Source organism: Aeromonas sp. 25-AL00135 (genome assembly GCF_054052385.1).
This window is the reverse complement of the sequence record NZ_JBSTYQ010000010.1, coordinates 65,591-80,729: the sequence shown is the minus strand read 5'-3', so window position 1 is coordinate 80,729 and position 15,139 is coordinate 65,591. Positions and strand designations below refer to the sequence as shown.

Below are 15,139 nucleotides of genomic sequence, written 5' to 3'. Positions count from 1 at the left end.
TGAAAACTCTACTTAACGCTGTCACGCACTTCGCGGACATACTCGGCAAGAAGTGATTCTTGCTCGTCAGTCAGAGCTAGGTTGTTAATAAGTTCCGGCCTTCTTTGCCAGGTTCGTCCGAGCGACTGCTTGAGACGCCAGCGTCGAATCACTTCGTGATTGCCGCTTGTCAGCGCCTCGGGCACCGCCAATCCATCCAACACCTCCGGCCGAGTGTAGTGGGGATGATCCAGCAAGCCATCCGTAAAGGAGTCCTGCTCGGCACTGGCCTGATCGCCCAAAACCCCAGGGACCAGACGCGAAACCGCATCGATCAGGGTCATGGCAGGCAACTCGCCACCACTTAACACGTAATCCCCGATAGACCACTCTTCGTCGACTTCGGTTTGTATCACGCGTTCATCGATACCTTCGTATCGACCGGCTACCAGAATCAGTTTCTGATTCGTCGCCAACTCGGTTACGCCAGCTTGAGTCAGCTTGCGTCCCTGAGGGGAGAGATAGATGACTTTCGCCCCGTCTCCCGCCGCTTGCTTGGCTGCATGAATCGCGTCACGCAGCGGCTGAACCATCATTAACATGCCGGGCCCACCACCATAAGGACGATCATCGACCGTACGGTGTTTGTCGTGGGTAAAGTCCCGGGGGTTCCAGCACTCAATCTGCAGCAGGCCACTCTTGACGGCCCGACCCGTTACCCCGTGCTCGGTAATGGCTCGGAACATTTCAGGGAAGAGGCTAATCACCCCAATCCACATAAGAAACCTCCGGCACCCGTGTTAGCGCGGGAAACTAGAAACCAGGATCCCAATCAACTTCGATTGTTCGAGCAGTCAGATCAATGTTCTTGATCACCTGCTCTTCCAGAAACGGAATCAACCGCTCCTTTGCACCAAAGGCATCTTTTACATTGGCCTCAACCACCAACACATCGTTGGAGCCGGTTTCCATCAATTCGGTCACCTTGCCCAGGTCGTATCCCTTGGTGGTCACTACCGAGCAACCAATCAGGTCACGCCAGTAGAACTCGCCCTCAGGCAACGCAGGCAACAGATCGGCGGGTACGCCGATCTCGACATTGGTCAATGCCAGGGCATCTTCGCGCACATCGATACCATCGAGTTTGCAGATCAGACCCTTGTTGTGACGTTTCCAGGATGAAACCCGAATTTCACGCCACGCCCCGTTCTGATTAATCAGCCAAGGGTTGTAATCGAAAATCGCTTCGGCAACATCGGTGAAGGAGTTCACTTTAAGCCAGCCCTTGATGCCATAAACGGTACCCAGGGTGCCCAGAACTACAGGTTTTTCCACCTTAACTCCTTACCGTTGGGCTGATTAAGCAGCTTTTTTAGCGTCTTTGATCAGCTTGGCAACGCGGTCAGAAACAGCGGCACCAGTAGCAACCCAATGCTCGATACGAGCCAGGTCCAGGTTCAGCTTTTCAGCTTGACCAGCAGCAACCGGGTTGAAGAAACCAACGCGCTCGATGAAGCGACCATCACGGGCGCAACGGCTGTCAGAAACTACTACCTGGTAGAACGGACGCTTTTTCGCGCCACCACGTTGTAAACGAATGGTTACCATATCGTCCTCATTAACATCTAATGAACAAGGCCCGCAAACACGCGGACCCTAGCTTAAAATAAGCCGCGTAATTCTACTTGGATTCGTAATAATTGCAACCAAGCCAGCCATTTTTTGCGCAGAGCGGCAATGAAAAGGGGCCTGCCGCTGCAGACCCCCATCAACACGCAGGCCGGATCAGAACGGGCCGCGACCGCCACCGAAACCGGGGGGCATCATGTTCTTCATCTGGCTCATCATTTTGCGCATGCCGCCCTTGCCGGACATTTTCTTCATCATGCGCTGCATCTCGGTGAACTGCTTGAGCAGCTTGTTCACGTCCTGCACCTGCATGCCGGAGCCTGCGGCGATACGGCGTTTGCGGGAACCCTTGATGAGATCAGGATGAGCACGCTCTTTCGGCGTCATGGAGCTGATGATAGCCTCCATCCGCACGGTGAGCTTGTCATCCATCTGATCTTTCACGTTATCCGGCAGACCGGACATGCCGGGCAGCTTGTCGAGCATCCCCATCATGCCGCCCATGTTGCGCATCTGGGCCAGCTGCTCGCGGAAGTCCTCGAGATCGAAACCCTTGCCACTCTTGACCTTGCTAGCCAGCTTGGCCGCTTTCTCTTTATCGACGTTGCGCTCGACCTCTTCGATAAGAGAGAGCACATCGCCCATACCGAGGATGCGGGAGGCGAGACGATCCGGGTGGAACGGCTCCAGCGCATCGGTCTTCTCACCCATACCGATAAACTTGACCGGCTTGCCGGTGATGTGGCGCACCGACAGGGCTGCACCACCACGGGCGTCACCATCCGCCTTGGTGAGGATCACACCGGTAAGCGGCAGCGCTTCGTTGAACGCCTTGGCGGTGTTGGCGGCATCCTGACCAGTCATGGCATCCACCACGAACAGGGTCTCGACCGGCTTGATGGTGGCATGCAGATCCTGGATCTCGGCCATCATCTCGCTATCGACGTGCAGACGACCGGCGGTATCGACGATCACCACGTCATAGAATTTCTTGCGCGCCTGATCGATGGCGGCGGTGGCGATGTCAACCGGCTTCTGGCTGGCATCACTCGGGAAAAAGTCGACACCGATGTCGCTGGCCAGGGTCTCCAGCTGCTTGATCGCCGCAGGGCGATAGACGTCGGCACTGACCACCAGCACCTTCTTCTTGCTGCGCTCTTTGAGCAGCTTGGCCAGTTTGCCAACCGTGGTTGTCTTACCGGCACCCTGCAAACCGGCCATCAGGATGATCGCAGGCGGCTGGGCAGCCAGGTTGAGCTGTTCGTTGGCCTCCCCCATTACGGTGACCAGTTCACCGTGCACAATCTTGATAAATGCCTGGCCCGGGCTCAGGGATTTGGCCACTTCCTGCCCGACTGCGCGCTCTTTGACACGCGCCACGAAATCACGCACGACCGGCAGGGCGACATCCGCCTCGAGCAGCGCCATGCGAACTTCGCGCAGGGTTTCCTTGATATTGTCTTCGGTCAGACGACCACGGCCACTGACATTGCGCAAGGTGCGCGAGAGTCGTTCAGTCAAATTCTCAAACATGACGGATTCCGGTTCTTGGCGTAATAAATTGGGGGCATTATAACCCAGAGCGGGCGCGAGGACGATTATTCGCCGCACCGCAGCAGCAGGGACCTTCTCCCTATATATGGGCAGATCGGCCGTTGCACAACTGGCGAGCACTTCTCGTGCAAGGTATACTGCCCCTCTTACCCTCAAAAGCTTGTGCAACAACGACCTGGTTATGATCGTAATCTCTGTTCTGGCCCTGGCGTTTTATCTGCTGGCCATCATCGCCTCCCTGCATCTGTTACTGAGCGCCAAGCCGGTGGGACAGCGCTCCCTGTTTGCCTGTATCGGATTGGCCCTGATCGCCCACGCCAGCGCCCTCGGTTCAGAGGTATTGCAGAGTTACGGCCAGAACCTGAGCATGCTCAACGTTGCCTCGCTGGTCAGCCTCATCATCAGTTGTTTCATGACCTGCGTGACCCGCCGCTTCAACGGCTGGATCCTGCTGCCGGTGGTCTACAGCTTCTCGGCCCTGCTGTTGGCGGCCAGCGCCTTGATCCCGGGTCGCTACATAACCCATCTGGAGGCCCATCCCCAGCTGTTGCTGCACATAGGCCTCGCCCTGATGGCCTACTCGGTATTGATGATCGCCTGTCTGTTTGCGCTGCAGCTCGCCTGTCTGGACAAACAGCTTAAATCGAGAAAAATCAGCAACCTGCCAGCCATGCCGCCACTGATGACAGTGGAAAAACGGCTGTTTCAGTTGATCTCTGCAGGGGTGCTGCTACTGACACTTTCCATCGCCTCCGGCCTCTTCTTCCTCGAAGATATGTTCGCCCAGGGCAAGTCTCACAAGGCAGTGCTCTCCATCCTGGCATGGTGTGTCTACGTGTTGCTGCTGTGGGGTCATCACACCTATGGCTGGCGCGGCCGCAAAGTCATCACACTCAGTCTGATCGGCAGCTTCATCCTGACTCTTGCCTACTTTGGCAGTCGCTTCGTCAAAGAAGTGCTGTTGAGCTGACACCTATACTCTTTTAGCCATACCATCCAACAGGAGCCCTTTTTGGACAGCATCTCAACGAGTACATTACTGATTGTTCTCGTTATCTTGATCCTTCTTTCCGCCTTTTTCTCCAGTTCCGAAACCGGCCTGATGTCCATCAACCGCTACAAACTGCGGCATCTGGCACAGACCAAACACAAAGCCGCACGTCGCGTCGAGCAACTGCTCGCCCGCCCCGATCGCCTGCTGGGGCTGATCCTGATCGGCAACAATCTGGTCAATATTCTCGCCTCCGCCATCGCCACCATCGTCTGTATCCGGCTGTTTGGTGATCTCGGGGTCGCCATCGCCACCTTCGGGCTGACCCTGGTGGTACTGGTATTCGGTGAAGTGACCCCCAAGACCCTGGCCGCCATGTTTCCGGAGAAGATCGCCTATCCCGCCTCCTGGATCCTCAAGGGGCTGATGGTGCCGCTCTCGCCGCTGGTCTGGCTGATCAACGGCATCACCAGCGGGCTGCTCAAGATGCTGAAGATCAATCCCAACAAGGATGACGCCCTCAACACCGAGGAGCTGCGCACCATCGTCAATGAGGCGGGTAACCTGATCCCCCAGCGTCATCAGGAGATGCTGCTGAGCATTCTGGATCTCGACAAGATGCTGGTCGAGGACATCATGGTGCCGCGCAGCGATATCTACGCCATCGACATCAACGATGACTGGAAGAGTATCCAGCGTCAGCTGGCCCACTGCGCTCACACCAAGATCCTCCTCTATCGCGACAATATCGACGACGTTGTCGGATTTTTACACGCGCGCGATGCCCTGCGGCTGGTAGCCAGGGACCAGTTCAACAAATCGAGTCTGTTGCGGGAAGTGGACGAGATCTACTTCATTCCGGAAGGAACTCCGCTCAACGTGCAGCTGGCCAAATTCCAGCGCAACAAGGAGCGAATTGGCCTGATCGTCGACGAATACGGCGACATTCAGGGGTTGATCACCCTGGACGATATTCTGGAAGAGATCGTGGGCGACTTCACCACCTCCATGACGCCTGCACCGAGCGACGAGATCCATCCCCAGTCAGATGGTTCTTATCTGGTCGAAGGCTCAGCCAATATTCGTGAGCTGAACAAGGAGATGAACTGGCACCTGCCCATCGACGGCCCGCGTACCCTCAACGGTCTGATCCTCGAATATCTGGAAGAGATCCCCCAGCCCAACATCGGGATCCGGCTGGCCGGTTATCCTATCGAGATCCTCGATGTGGAGAACAACATGGTCAAGATGGCGCGGATCATGCCAGCATCGTATCGGGCGGAGTCGGATTCGCAAGATTGAAAAAGGGCTGCCAGTGGCAGCCCTTTTCTATTGCTCATCGTCACTATTCATCTTCATCATCCGGCTCCAGCACCAGCGTCGGGATCAACTCGCCAAACACCCTCTGTAGCTCGTCACGGTTGGCCAGCAGGTCTTGCAGCGTATAGCTGTCCATCACCGCCAGAAACGCATCCATCGCCTCTTTCAGCGCACTCTTGAGCAGACAGACAGAGACGATGTGGCAAGCGGGTGAGCCGCAGTCAATGCCGTCCAGATTGCCTTCCAGCGCCCTGATAACCTGCCCGATATTGATGGTGGCGGGATCGCAAGCCATACGAATACCGCCATTCTTGCCACGCTGGGATTGCAGATAGCCCAGCTTCACCAGCTGATTGACCACCTTCACCATGTGGTTGCGGGAAACGCCATACAGGGCCGATACCTTGGCAACGCTCGACAACTCCCCTTCCGGCAGGGTGGCAAGATAGAGCAGGGCTCTCAATCCAAAATCTGTATAACTGGTTAGTCTCATAAAACCTGATTAGCGCGATGCGAAAAGTGGAGTATTGATTCAAATCAAATAAACATCTAGGATGCCACTTATTAAATGACATTTTATATGTTCAATTAGAACGAGGCCCCTATGCTAGATCAAACCACCGTTGCCGTCATCAAAAGCACTATTCCGCTGCTCGAATCGGCAGGCCCTGCCCTCACCCAGCACTTCTACCAGCGGATGTTCAGCCATAACCCGGAGCTGAAAGATATCTTCAACCTGGCCCACCAACGCAGTGGCGGCCAGCCGCTGGCCCTGTTCAATGCAGTCGCCGCGTATGCAAAGAATATCGACAATCTGGGAGCGCTCGCCGGTGCGGTCGAGCGGATTGCACACAAACATACCGGATTCCTGATCCAGCCGGAACAATATCACATTGTAGGTAGTCATCTCTTGGCCACGCTCAAAGAATTGGGCGGAAGTGCGGTCACCGACGAGGTGCTGGAGGCATGGGGCAAGGCGTATGGCGTGCTGGCCGACATCTTCATCGGCCGCGAGCAGGAGATCTATCAGGAGAAGGCCAATCAGGATGGCGGCTGGCAAGGTACCCGCACCTTCATCATCAAGGAGAAGCGAGCCGAGAGCGACCTCATCACCTCCTTCCTGCTGGCGCCGGAAGATGGCAAGCCGGTACTGACCTTCAAACCGGGCCAATACCTCAGCATCAAGCTGGTTCACCCCGAGCTGGAATATCAGGAGATCCGCCAATACTCCCTCTCCGATGCCCCCAACGGGCAGGATTACCGCATCAGCGTCAAGCGTGAGCCGCAGGGTCAGGTCTCCAACCTGCTGCACGATCACCTGCAGGCGGGTGACAAGATCGAGGTGATGCCCCCTACCGGCGATTTCTACCTGAAAGCCGACAGCCAGACCCCGGTGGTACTGCTCTCAGCCGGTGTCGGCGTGACGCCGATGATGAGCATGCTCAACCAGCTGCTGGAAAGTACTCATCAGGCCGAGATCACCTGGCTGCACGCCTGCGAACAGGGCGCTGTACACGCCTTCCGGGAGGATATTCAGCAAAAATCCCGCCAGCATCCCAACTTGCTGAGCCGGGTCTGGTATCGGGAGCCGGAGGCCAGCGATGTACAGGGTGAAGATTACGACCTGGCCGGCACCATGGATCTGACTGCCGTGAAGGAGCGCATAACGCCGCAGGCCCACTACTACTTCTGTGGCCCTGTCGGCTTCATGCAGGAGATCAAGCGGCAGCTGCTGGCGGCTGGGGTGCCAGCGGGGCAGCTCCATTACGAAGTTTTTGGCCCCCACCAAGATCTCTAAGGCGCAGGCAGCCATATAACAGAGGGAGGTTCCGGCCTGTCATGGCACGGCGGCTGGAACCGGACCCACAGGTGCAGACCTGTGGGTCATTTTTTTGGATCAGTGCATCGCCTTGGCGCGGGCCACCACGTTGGCCGGCATCCGGTTGCCAAGACGGCTGAGCAGACTCGCCGCCTTCTGGTGTAGCGCCTTGTCACCTATGACGGAGCCATGGAGCCAGCGATAGGCGTCCTCATAATCGAGCGGACTGCCCATCCCCTGCAACAGCATCTCGACCCACTCGATGCGAGCCCGCAGAAAACCGAGGCTGGCTGCCTCGCGCATCAGGGTCTCGGCTCGCACCAAATCCTTCTGCACCAAAGTTCCTTTCCAGTAGTAGCGACCCAGTTGCTCCAGCGCCGGTGCCAACCCCTGATTGGCCGCCTCCCACATATATTGCACCCCGAGCTCGGCATTGGGTTTGGTGCAGACACCCCACGCCAGCATATCCCCCCAGAGGAATTGATAGGCCGGGATCTTCATCACCGAGGCGCGCGCTTCGATATCCTGCGTCAGCTGACAGCGATCCTGCTTCACCTGAGTGAGGTGGCGCCCCTGCTCAATCCAGTTGAGCAGCTCGTCCTGACGATAGAGCGGCACCGCCTGCAACTCGCTAGCGGCCAGAGGTGCGGGAGGCGCCACCACAGCGGCAGGCTCCGCCGGTTTTGGCAGCGGCGCGGCCCCCTCGCCACTGCTGGCAACGGGTGTGACCGGCTCGGCCGGAAGCAAGACGGGGACAGCCTCAGAGGGCGCAGGCGTAGCAGCAGAGACAGGGGCCGTTGCCACCGCAGCACTGCTTGCGGTCGGGGCCGATGCACTTGCTGCAGGCGCATCGCTCGATACGGCAGCCGATACCGCCTCGGCACCATAGAGGGGCGCGGTGAATGCACCGACAAGAACGAGAAGGGTAAGGGGTTTCATCATAAGGATCTCCTGCTGCACTTTGTTATCGGCACCAAGCCCCATCCCCTTAGCCTGCCGGGCGGATCTCATCAATACAAAAGGGAGCCGAAGCTCCCTTGTTGGCACGGTTGACCCGCTTACTTGACGAAATCGACACCCAGCTGGATATCGGCTTTCAGGGTAGCCAGCATGCCTTCCATCGCTTCCTGCTCGAAGGCGCTCAGCTTGCCGTAATCCAGTACGGTTTCGACACCGTTCTTGCCCAGCAGTACCGGCTGCGCGAAGAAGGTGGCGTGCTCGCCGTTGCCTTCCACGTAGGCGCACTCGATGACGTTGGCTTCGCCCTGCAGACCCTTGATGAGGGAGAGACCAAAACGGCAAGCCGCCTGACCCATTGAGAGAGTGGCAGAACCGCCACCGGCCTTGGCTTCAACCACTTCGGTACCGGCATTCTGGATGCGCTTGGTCATGGCAGCCACTTCTTCAGCGGTGAAGGAGGCGCCTTCAATCTGGGAGAGCAGCGGCAGAATGGTGACGCCACTGTGACCACCGATCACATTGACGCGAACCTTGTCGATGTTCACCCCTTTGGCAGCGGCCACGAAGGTCTCGGCGCGGATCACGTCCAGGGTGGTGACACCGAACAGGCGACGCTTGTCATAGACACCGGCTTTCTTCAGCACTTCGGCGGCGATAGCCACAGTGGTGTTGACCGGGTTGGTGATGATGCCGATCAGTGCTTTCGGGCAAGTGGCCGCGCACTTCTCGACCAGATTCTTGACGATACCGGCGTTGATATTGAACAGGTCGGAGCGATCCATCCCCGGCTTGCGTGCCACACCGGCGGAGATCAGCACCACATCGGCCCCAACCAGCGCAGGAGTCGGATCTTCACCGCAGAAGCCCTTGATGGCGACGTCGGTAGGAATATGACTGAGGTCAACGGCCACACCCGGAGTAACCGGGGCGATGTCATACAGGCTCAGCTCGGAGCCAGCCGGCAGACGGTTTTTCAACAGCAGAGCGAGGGCTTGACCGATGCCACCAGCGGCACCCAGAACGGCAACTTTCATGATCAACTCCATGTTTAAGCGTAGGTTTAAGGTTGTTTGTTGTTGTGCGCCCAACCTTAATGGATCCCCCCATAAAAAACAATCTGATAACAGTTGCAGTCACGGGTTCTGTGAGCCACGAAACATGCGGGAGCAAAAATTGGAGGGAAATACAAAAAGTTGGAGGAGAAGCACAGTTTTTCTGCACTTCTCCCTACCATAAAGAGGTAGATCTGAAGGTCTCAGGATTGGAATGCCAACGCCCGTTTTTCACACCAGCGAAAACCAATTGTTAACAATCCGTTCATCGCCAGATAAAGCCCGCCAGCCACCCCGAACACCGCCAGGGTATCGTAGGTCTGGGCATTCAACCCCTGCGCCAGCCCCATAATGTCCATGATGGTGATGGTACTGGCGAGGGAGCTCCCCTTGAGCACCAGGATCACCTCGTTGGAGTAGGCAGGCACCAGATGACGGGCGGCGTGGCGCACCTTCATCCACAAGGTCTGGCGACCGTTAAAACCAAGTGCACGACACGCTTCCACCTCACCGGCCGGGATGGCATCGAGCGCCCCCTTGAACAACCGGGTGGAGTAAGCCGCGGTGTTGAGACCCAGCGCCAGTACGGCGCAGAACCAGGGCTGCTTGAGCAGCGGCCAGAGCGGACTGGCTTTCAGCCACTCAAACTGGCCCGGTCCGTAGTAAATCAGGAAGATCTGAATGAGCAGCGGCGTACCGGTAAAGAGCAGCACCCACAGCTGCACCAGCTGGGTCGCTACCGGCAGGCGCAGCTCCAGCACCCAGGTCATCAGGGCCGCCAGCACAATCCCCAGCAGCAGGCTGAACAGGGTCAGCTCCAGCGTGGTAACCAGACCGCCCAGTAACGTAACGAGATACTCTTGCATCAGTTAGCCTCCGTAGCGGCGGGTGTAGCGGGCAGCCAGCCCGAGGCCATATTCACTCACCAGACTGATGGCCAGATAGATGAGGGCGGCGGCGGCATACCAGGTGAAAGGCTCATAGGTACTGGCCGAAGCCATCTGCGCCTGACGCATCATCTCGTTCACCCCGATAAGCGACACCAACGCGGTATCTTTCAGCAATACCAGCCACTGGTTGCCGAGGCCCGGCAGGGCGTGACGCCACGCCTGCGGCAACACGATGCGAAAGAAGATGTGGCTCTTGCTCAAACCCAGCGCCAGAGCCGCCAGCCGTTGACCTGAAGGCACCGCATTGAGCGCCGCCCGCAGGGTCTGGGTCGCATAGCTGGCGAACAGCAGGGAGAGCGCCAGCACGCCACAGGCAAACGGGCTGAACTCCACATACTCGCCAGTGATGAGGAACAGCACCTGGGTCGAGCCGAAGTAGATGAACAGCACCACCAGCAACTCGGGCAGGCCACGGATCAGCGTGGTCAGAGTGGCCACCGGCCACACCAGCGCATGCTGCTTGCTGAGCTCGGCGGCACTGAACGCCAGTGCCAATACCATGCCCCCGACCAGTGATGCCAAGGCCAGCCCGAGGGTCATCCAGGCTGCATCCAACAACAGGCTCAACATGGCTTACTGCGCGAAGTATTTGTCGAAGATTTTCTGATAGGTGCCGTTGGCCTTGATCTCGGCCAGCCCCTTGTTCAGCTGGGTCAGCAGCTCCTGATTGCCCTTGGCGACCGCGATGCCAAAGCCGGTACCGAAGTACTTGGCATCGGTCACTGGCGTACCCACCACCGCATACTCCTTGTGCTGCTTCAGCCAATCGGCAGCAACGGCGGTATCAGCAAACACACCGTCGGTACGGCCATTCATCATGTCGAGGAAGGCGCTCTGGTAGCTGGCGTACGGCACGGTCAGCAGGCCCTTGCTCACCCAGTTATCCACCAGATAGGACTGGTGAGAGGTACCGTTCTGCACGCCGACTGTCTTGTCTACCATCTCTTCCGGCCCCTTGAAGGCCCCTTTCTTGGCGACGAATACGGCCGAGTTCTCGTAGTAGATGTCGGAGAAATCGACCTGAGCGGAGCGCTCCGGGGTCACGTCCATGGCAGCGATGGCGGCATCGTAGCGACGGAATTTCAGGCTGGGGATCAGGCTGTCAAAGGCCTGGTTGTGGAAGCTGCACTCCAGCTTGGCCTGCTCGCAGATGGCGCGCGCCAGATCGATGTCAAAACCCTGAAACTCGTTCTTGTCATCCAGGTATTCGAACGGTGCGTAGGTGGCCTCGGTGGCGAACTTGATCTCTTTGGCCATGACGGAGGCACTCAACAGGCCCATGGCAGCAACCAACAACAGACTCTTTTTCATGACAGCTTCCTTATCGATTCAATATCAATGCATCAAGAATTCGGCAAACCGGCTGGTTTGCGGGGATTGGAAAATGGCAGCGGTGCCGGATTCGATGATCCGCCCCTTCTCCAGATAAATCACCTGACTGGCCACCTTGCGGGCAAAGTCGACCTCGTGGGTCACCACCACCTGGGTAATGCCGGTCTGGCTCAGGTTACGGATGATCTCGGCCACCTCCTTGGTGATCTCGGGATCGAGGGCGGCAGTCGGCTCGTCAAACAGCAGCACTTCCGGATCCATCATCAGGGTACGGGCAATGGCCACCCGCTGCTGCTGACCGCCGGAGAGACGGGCAGGCCAGGCATCGCGCTTGTCGGCCAGTTGCAGCTGGGCCAGCAGGTAGGCCCCCTTCTCGATGGCGGCCTCCTTGCTCATGCCGAGCACCTTGACCGGCGCTTCAATCAGATTCTCCATCACTGTGAGATGTGGCCAGAGATTGTACTGCTGGAACACCATGCCCACCTTGCGACGCAGCAGTTGGGACTGGCGGTTGAATTCGGCAGCAGAGAGGGAGTTCGGGAAAGAAAATTCACTTTCGCCAATCCGCAGAACACCCGCATCCGGGGTATCCAGCAGGTTCATCATCCGTAGCAGGGAACTCTTGCCAGCACCGCTCGGGCCCAGCAACACCAAGGTTTCACCGGGGGATGTCCGAAAGCTGACCTGTTGCAGAACCGGCACCTTGTGCCAGGACTTCTCGATACCTATTAATTCAATACCCATACAGCCCAATTGAATAAGTTTTCAAAATTTCATCCCGATTCTATCCCTAATAAAGGTTGATGCAAGCCATTTTTGAATCAATATGCAGAACAAGCGCCGCTTCCTTGCAAAAAACGGCATATGAATGCAAAATGGCCCCGCTGTTCGTATCTGCCGCCTGTATCGCACAGGCCGCCACACCTCCTCATTCGTGAGACCAAGATGAAACACAACGACAAGCAAGAAAAACTGGCCAAGGCCTTTAAAGCCTTGCTGAAAGAAGAGCGCTTTGGCTCCCAGGCAGAAATCGTCACCGCCCTGCAAGAGCTGGGCTTCGAGAACATCAACCAGTCCAAGGTATCGCGCATGCTGAGCCGCTTCGGCGCCGTTCGCACTCGCAACGCCAAGATGGAGATGGTCTACTGCCTGCCGGTAGAACTGGGCGTGCCCACCACCTCCAGCCCGCTCAAGAATCTGGTACTGGACGTCGATCACAACGGCGCACTGGTGGTGATCCACACCAGCCCGGGCGCAGCCCAGCTGATCGCCCGCCTGCTCGACTCCCTTGGCAAGGCAGAGGGGATCCTCGGTACCATCGCCGGTGATGACACCATCTTCATCACCCCGACCAGCGATACCGATATCGAAGAGCTCTACCTCTCCGCCCTCGAGCTGTTCGAACAGACGCCGTAATGGCCGCTACCGCGGCATCGCGGTCACGCCAGAACGAAAAATCCCGGCCAAGGCCGGGATTTTTGTTTTCTGAGTCTTCGTCAGGCGGGCTTATTTGCCCTGCGCCATCAAAAAACCTTCCGATGGAGCGAAGAAGGCCGCGCCGGTCACTGCCCTGGTGAAGCGCAGCAGGTGGTCGAAGTGGCTACCCTCCCCCTTGTACATGCTGGCCAGCATGGCGTTGAAGTGCTGCGGTGTGCGGCAGCAGGAGATGAAGTAGAGCCCCTGCTCGGTCATGGTGCCCCAGGGCATGCTCTGGCGCAGGATCTCCATGGACTCCCCTTTCGGCGTCTTGAGGTTGACCCGCTTGATGTGGGCGGTCAGCGGCTTGGCGGCAGATTCATACTCGATATTGTCGGGCTTGGTACGACCGATAATGTCTTCCTGCTCTTTCTGCGCCAGCTTCTCCCAGTCGCTCATGGCGTGGACCCAGCGCTGGACGTGGATGTAGGAGCCACCGGCAAACTCGCCTTCCGCCAGCAGCGCCACTTCGGCACGGTGCTCATCCTGCGGGTTCTCGGTGCCGTCAACAAAACCGGTCAGGTCACGGAAATCCAGATTGCGGAAACCGCGCACCTCTTCGGCCAGCTCGACCAGTCCGGCCAGCAGCGCCATCACACGGTGACCGGCGTGGTGCAGCACATCCACCCGATCGGCGCGCAGCTGAATAAAGAGATCAAACGGGGTGTTGGGGGCTTCCTGACCGTTGGCGGAGTGCGCCATAAAACTGCGGAACTGGGGCGGACGGGCGGCAGGGTAGAGACCATCCCAGGCATCGGCGCCAACGGCAACCAGACCGCTGAACCCGGCATCAGGGAAATCGGCAGCAACCGCCTGCCACAGGGCGGGCAGTTTGGCCAGACGGCCGACCAGTTCGGCGGCGTCGCCGGTGCGATTGAACATCAGATAGAGGGCGTGCAGATTCGGCTCTGCGCAGATCCCGGCTTGGGCTTTCATATATCTCTCCCCTGAGTAGGCGTTAGCGTTACGGGCTATTTGCGTTGCGCGATTATAAACCAGAGTGGATCCAGTTCTTTGATTTCACGACGATATCACGCGTTCAGGGCAAAGGGTCAAACAACACCAGCCCATGGGGGGCAACCTTGATCCGTGCCCGCATCCCATCAAGGGGCTCGCCAATGCTCGCCTCCAGCTGCAGATCGCCACACTCGAACAGCACCCGGCAGTGGTGGCCGAGGAACTGCTGCTCCACCACCTTGAGCTCGCCATCTGCGGCGCTCTCCAGCAGCAGTTGCTGGGGGCGGAGCATCAGCTGCAACTGCTCGCCCACCGCCCGGCCATGAGGCTCGCTGCCACAAATGACCCCGAGCGCCGTCTGCACGCAGTGGCTGTCGAGCACCTCGGCAGCCAGATAGTTGACCCCGCCGAGAAACTCCGCCACGAAGCGGTTTTGCGGACGGCGATAGAGCTGCTCCGGCTGACCCACCTGCTCGATGTGACCGGCGCGAAACAGCGCCAGCCGATCGGCGAAGGCGAACGCCTCCTCCTTGCTGTGGCTGACGAAGATGGCGCCGATCCCCTGCTGCTTGAGCAGGGCGCGGATCTCGAGGATCAACTTCATCCGCACCTGGGTATCGATGTTGGAGAAGGGCTCATCCAGCAGCATCAGCCGCGGCTTGCACACCAGCGCCCGGGCGATAGCCACTCGCTGCTGCTGGCCACCGGAGAGCTGGTGAGGATAACGATCCCCCAACCCCTGTAGATTGACCAGCGCCAGCGCCTCGTCCACCTGCTGCTGGCGGGCACCGCGGTCGAGTTTGGTCAGACCGAAGCCGACGTTGTCGGCCACCGTCAGGTGGGGGAAGAGGGCGTAATCCTGAAAGATCATCCCGATATTGCGCGCCTCGGGCGGCACGCTGGCACCCGGCCCGTCGAGCAGGGTATCGCCGAGGCGAATCGAGCCCTCTGCCAGCGGCAGCAGCCCGGCGATAGCCTTGAGCAGCGTGGTTTTGCCGCAGCCACTGGCCCCCAGCAGGCAGACGATCTCGTTGTCTGCCACCGTCAGGGAGAGCTGCTCCAGCACATTGCGGCCGTTGTAACGGCAGCTGACATTTTCAACCTGCAAACAGGACAAGGC

The 15,139-nt window shown here is 58.4% G+C and carries 17 protein-coding genes; 4 read left to right on the top strand and 13 right to left on the bottom strand.

The genetic code is table 11. The features are described from left to right. Window positions 1–8: 8 nt before the first annotated feature. The 4 genes from trmD to ffh form a co-directional block, all read right to left on the bottom strand. Window positions 9–758 carry a tRNA (guanosine(37)-N1)-methyltransferase TrmD gene (gene trmD, locus ACW5XC_RS11190; RefSeq protein ID WP_005308699.1) on the bottom strand — a complete coding sequence of 250 codons (750 nt, stop codon included), beginning with the start codon at window positions 756–758 and terminating at the stop codon, window positions 9–11. Window positions 759–792: 34 nt separating this feature from the next. Continuing rightward, on the bottom strand, window positions 793–1,314 hold the full coding sequence (rimM, locus tag ACW5XC_RS11185; RefSeq protein ID WP_005340394.1) for a ribosome maturation factor RimM: 522 nt from the start codon (window positions 1,312–1,314) through the stop codon (window positions 793–795). A 24-nt stretch (window positions 1,315–1,338) separates the two neighbouring features. Continuing rightward, a complete protein-coding gene (gene rpsP / locus ACW5XC_RS11180) occupies window positions 1,339–1,587 on the bottom strand; it encodes a 30S ribosomal protein S16 (protein ID WP_005340392.1) in 249 nt (82 codons plus the stop codon). A 177-nt stretch (window positions 1,588–1,764) separates the two neighbouring features. After that, a complete protein-coding gene (ffh, locus tag ACW5XC_RS11175) occupies window positions 1,765–3,141 on the bottom strand; it encodes a signal recognition particle protein (protein ID WP_005340391.1) in 1,377 nt (458 codons plus the stop codon). Window positions 3,142–3,343: 202 nt separating this feature from the next. Here ffh and ACW5XC_RS11170 point away from each other — a divergent pair, with 202 nt between their 5' ends. Together ACW5XC_RS11170 and ACW5XC_RS11165 are read left to right on the top strand one after the other, a co-directional pair. Next, on the top strand, window positions 3,344–4,132 hold the full coding sequence (locus ACW5XC_RS11170) for a cytochrome C assembly family protein (RefSeq protein ID WP_005340390.1): 789 nt from the start codon (window positions 3,344–3,346) through the stop codon (window positions 4,130–4,132). A gap of 42 nt (window positions 4,133–4,174) precedes the next feature. After that, window positions 4,175–5,455, top strand: a complete 1,281-nt coding sequence (locus ACW5XC_RS11165) for an HlyC/CorC family transporter (RefSeq protein ID WP_042053332.1) — start codon at window positions 4,175–4,177, stop codon at window positions 5,453–5,455. 43 nt (window positions 5,456–5,498) lie between these two features. Here ACW5XC_RS11165 and ACW5XC_RS11160 read toward each other — a convergent pair whose 3' ends face one another. Then, window positions 5,499–5,966, bottom strand: a complete 468-nt coding sequence (locus ACW5XC_RS11160) for an Rrf2 family transcriptional regulator (protein WP_042053331.1) — start codon at window positions 5,964–5,966, stop codon at window positions 5,499–5,501. 111 nt (window positions 5,967–6,077) lie between these two features. Here ACW5XC_RS11160 and hmpA point away from each other — a divergent pair, with 111 nt between their 5' ends. Further along, complete coding sequence (gene hmpA / locus ACW5XC_RS11155; protein ID WP_042053330.1) at window positions 6,078–7,271, top strand: NO-inducible flavohemoprotein; 1,194 nt, start codon at window positions 6,078–6,080, stop codon at window positions 7,269–7,271. Between the two features lie 99 nt (window positions 7,272–7,370). Here hmpA and ACW5XC_RS11150 read toward each other — a convergent pair whose 3' ends face one another. The 6 genes from ACW5XC_RS11150 to ACW5XC_RS11125 all read right to left on the bottom strand — a co-directional run bounded on the left by ACW5XC_RS11150 (window position 7,371) and on the right by ACW5XC_RS11125 (window position 12,330). Then, window positions 7,371–7,955, bottom strand: coding sequence for a tetratricopeptide repeat protein (locus ACW5XC_RS11150; RefSeq protein ID WP_042053402.1), 585 nt, complete (start codon window positions 7,953–7,955; stop codon window positions 7,371–7,373). 395 nt (window positions 7,956–8,350) lie between these two features. After that, window positions 8,351–9,286, bottom strand: coding sequence for a malate dehydrogenase (mdh, locus tag ACW5XC_RS11145; protein ID WP_042053328.1), 936 nt, complete (start codon window positions 9,284–9,286; stop codon window positions 8,351–8,353). 221 nt (window positions 9,287–9,507) lie between these two features. Then, window positions 9,508–10,170, bottom strand: coding sequence for an arginine ABC transporter permease ArtM (gene artM, locus ACW5XC_RS11140; RefSeq protein ID WP_005348902.1), 663 nt, complete (start codon window positions 10,168–10,170; stop codon window positions 9,508–9,510). A 3-nt stretch (window positions 10,171–10,173) separates the two neighbouring features. Beyond that, a complete protein-coding gene (gene artQ / locus ACW5XC_RS11135) occupies window positions 10,174–10,824 on the bottom strand; it encodes an arginine ABC transporter permease ArtQ (RefSeq protein WP_042053326.1) in 651 nt (216 codons plus the stop codon). A 3-nt stretch (window positions 10,825–10,827) separates the two neighbouring features. After that, window positions 10,828–11,565, bottom strand: coding sequence for a transporter substrate-binding domain-containing protein (locus ACW5XC_RS11130; protein WP_042053324.1), 738 nt, complete (start codon window positions 11,563–11,565; stop codon window positions 10,828–10,830). A 24-nt stretch (window positions 11,566–11,589) separates the two neighbouring features. Then, window positions 11,590–12,330 (bottom strand): ATP-binding cassette domain-containing protein, encoded by a 741-nt coding sequence (locus ACW5XC_RS11125; RefSeq protein WP_005357971.1) that lies wholly within the window; start codon window positions 12,328–12,330, stop codon window positions 11,590–11,592. A 201-nt stretch (window positions 12,331–12,531) separates the two neighbouring features. Between ACW5XC_RS11125 and argR the strand changes: the two genes are divergently transcribed. Then, entirely contained in the window at window positions 12,532–13,002 is a 471-nt protein-coding gene (gene argR, locus ACW5XC_RS11120; RefSeq protein WP_005340378.1) for a transcriptional regulator ArgR, read from the top strand. A gap of 90 nt (window positions 13,003–13,092) precedes the next feature. Here the strand turns inward: argR and ACW5XC_RS11115 are convergent, their stop codons facing one another. After that, window positions 13,093–13,998 (bottom strand): Dyp-type peroxidase, encoded by a 906-nt coding sequence (locus ACW5XC_RS11115; protein ID WP_042053323.1) that lies wholly within the window; start codon window positions 13,996–13,998, stop codon window positions 13,093–13,095. A 103-nt stretch (window positions 13,999–14,101) separates the two neighbouring features. Then, window positions 14,102–15,136 (bottom strand): ABC transporter ATP-binding protein, encoded by a 1,035-nt coding sequence (locus ACW5XC_RS11110; protein WP_042053322.1) that lies wholly within the window; start codon window positions 15,134–15,136, stop codon window positions 14,102–14,104. Window positions 15,137–15,139 lie beyond the last annotated feature (3 nt).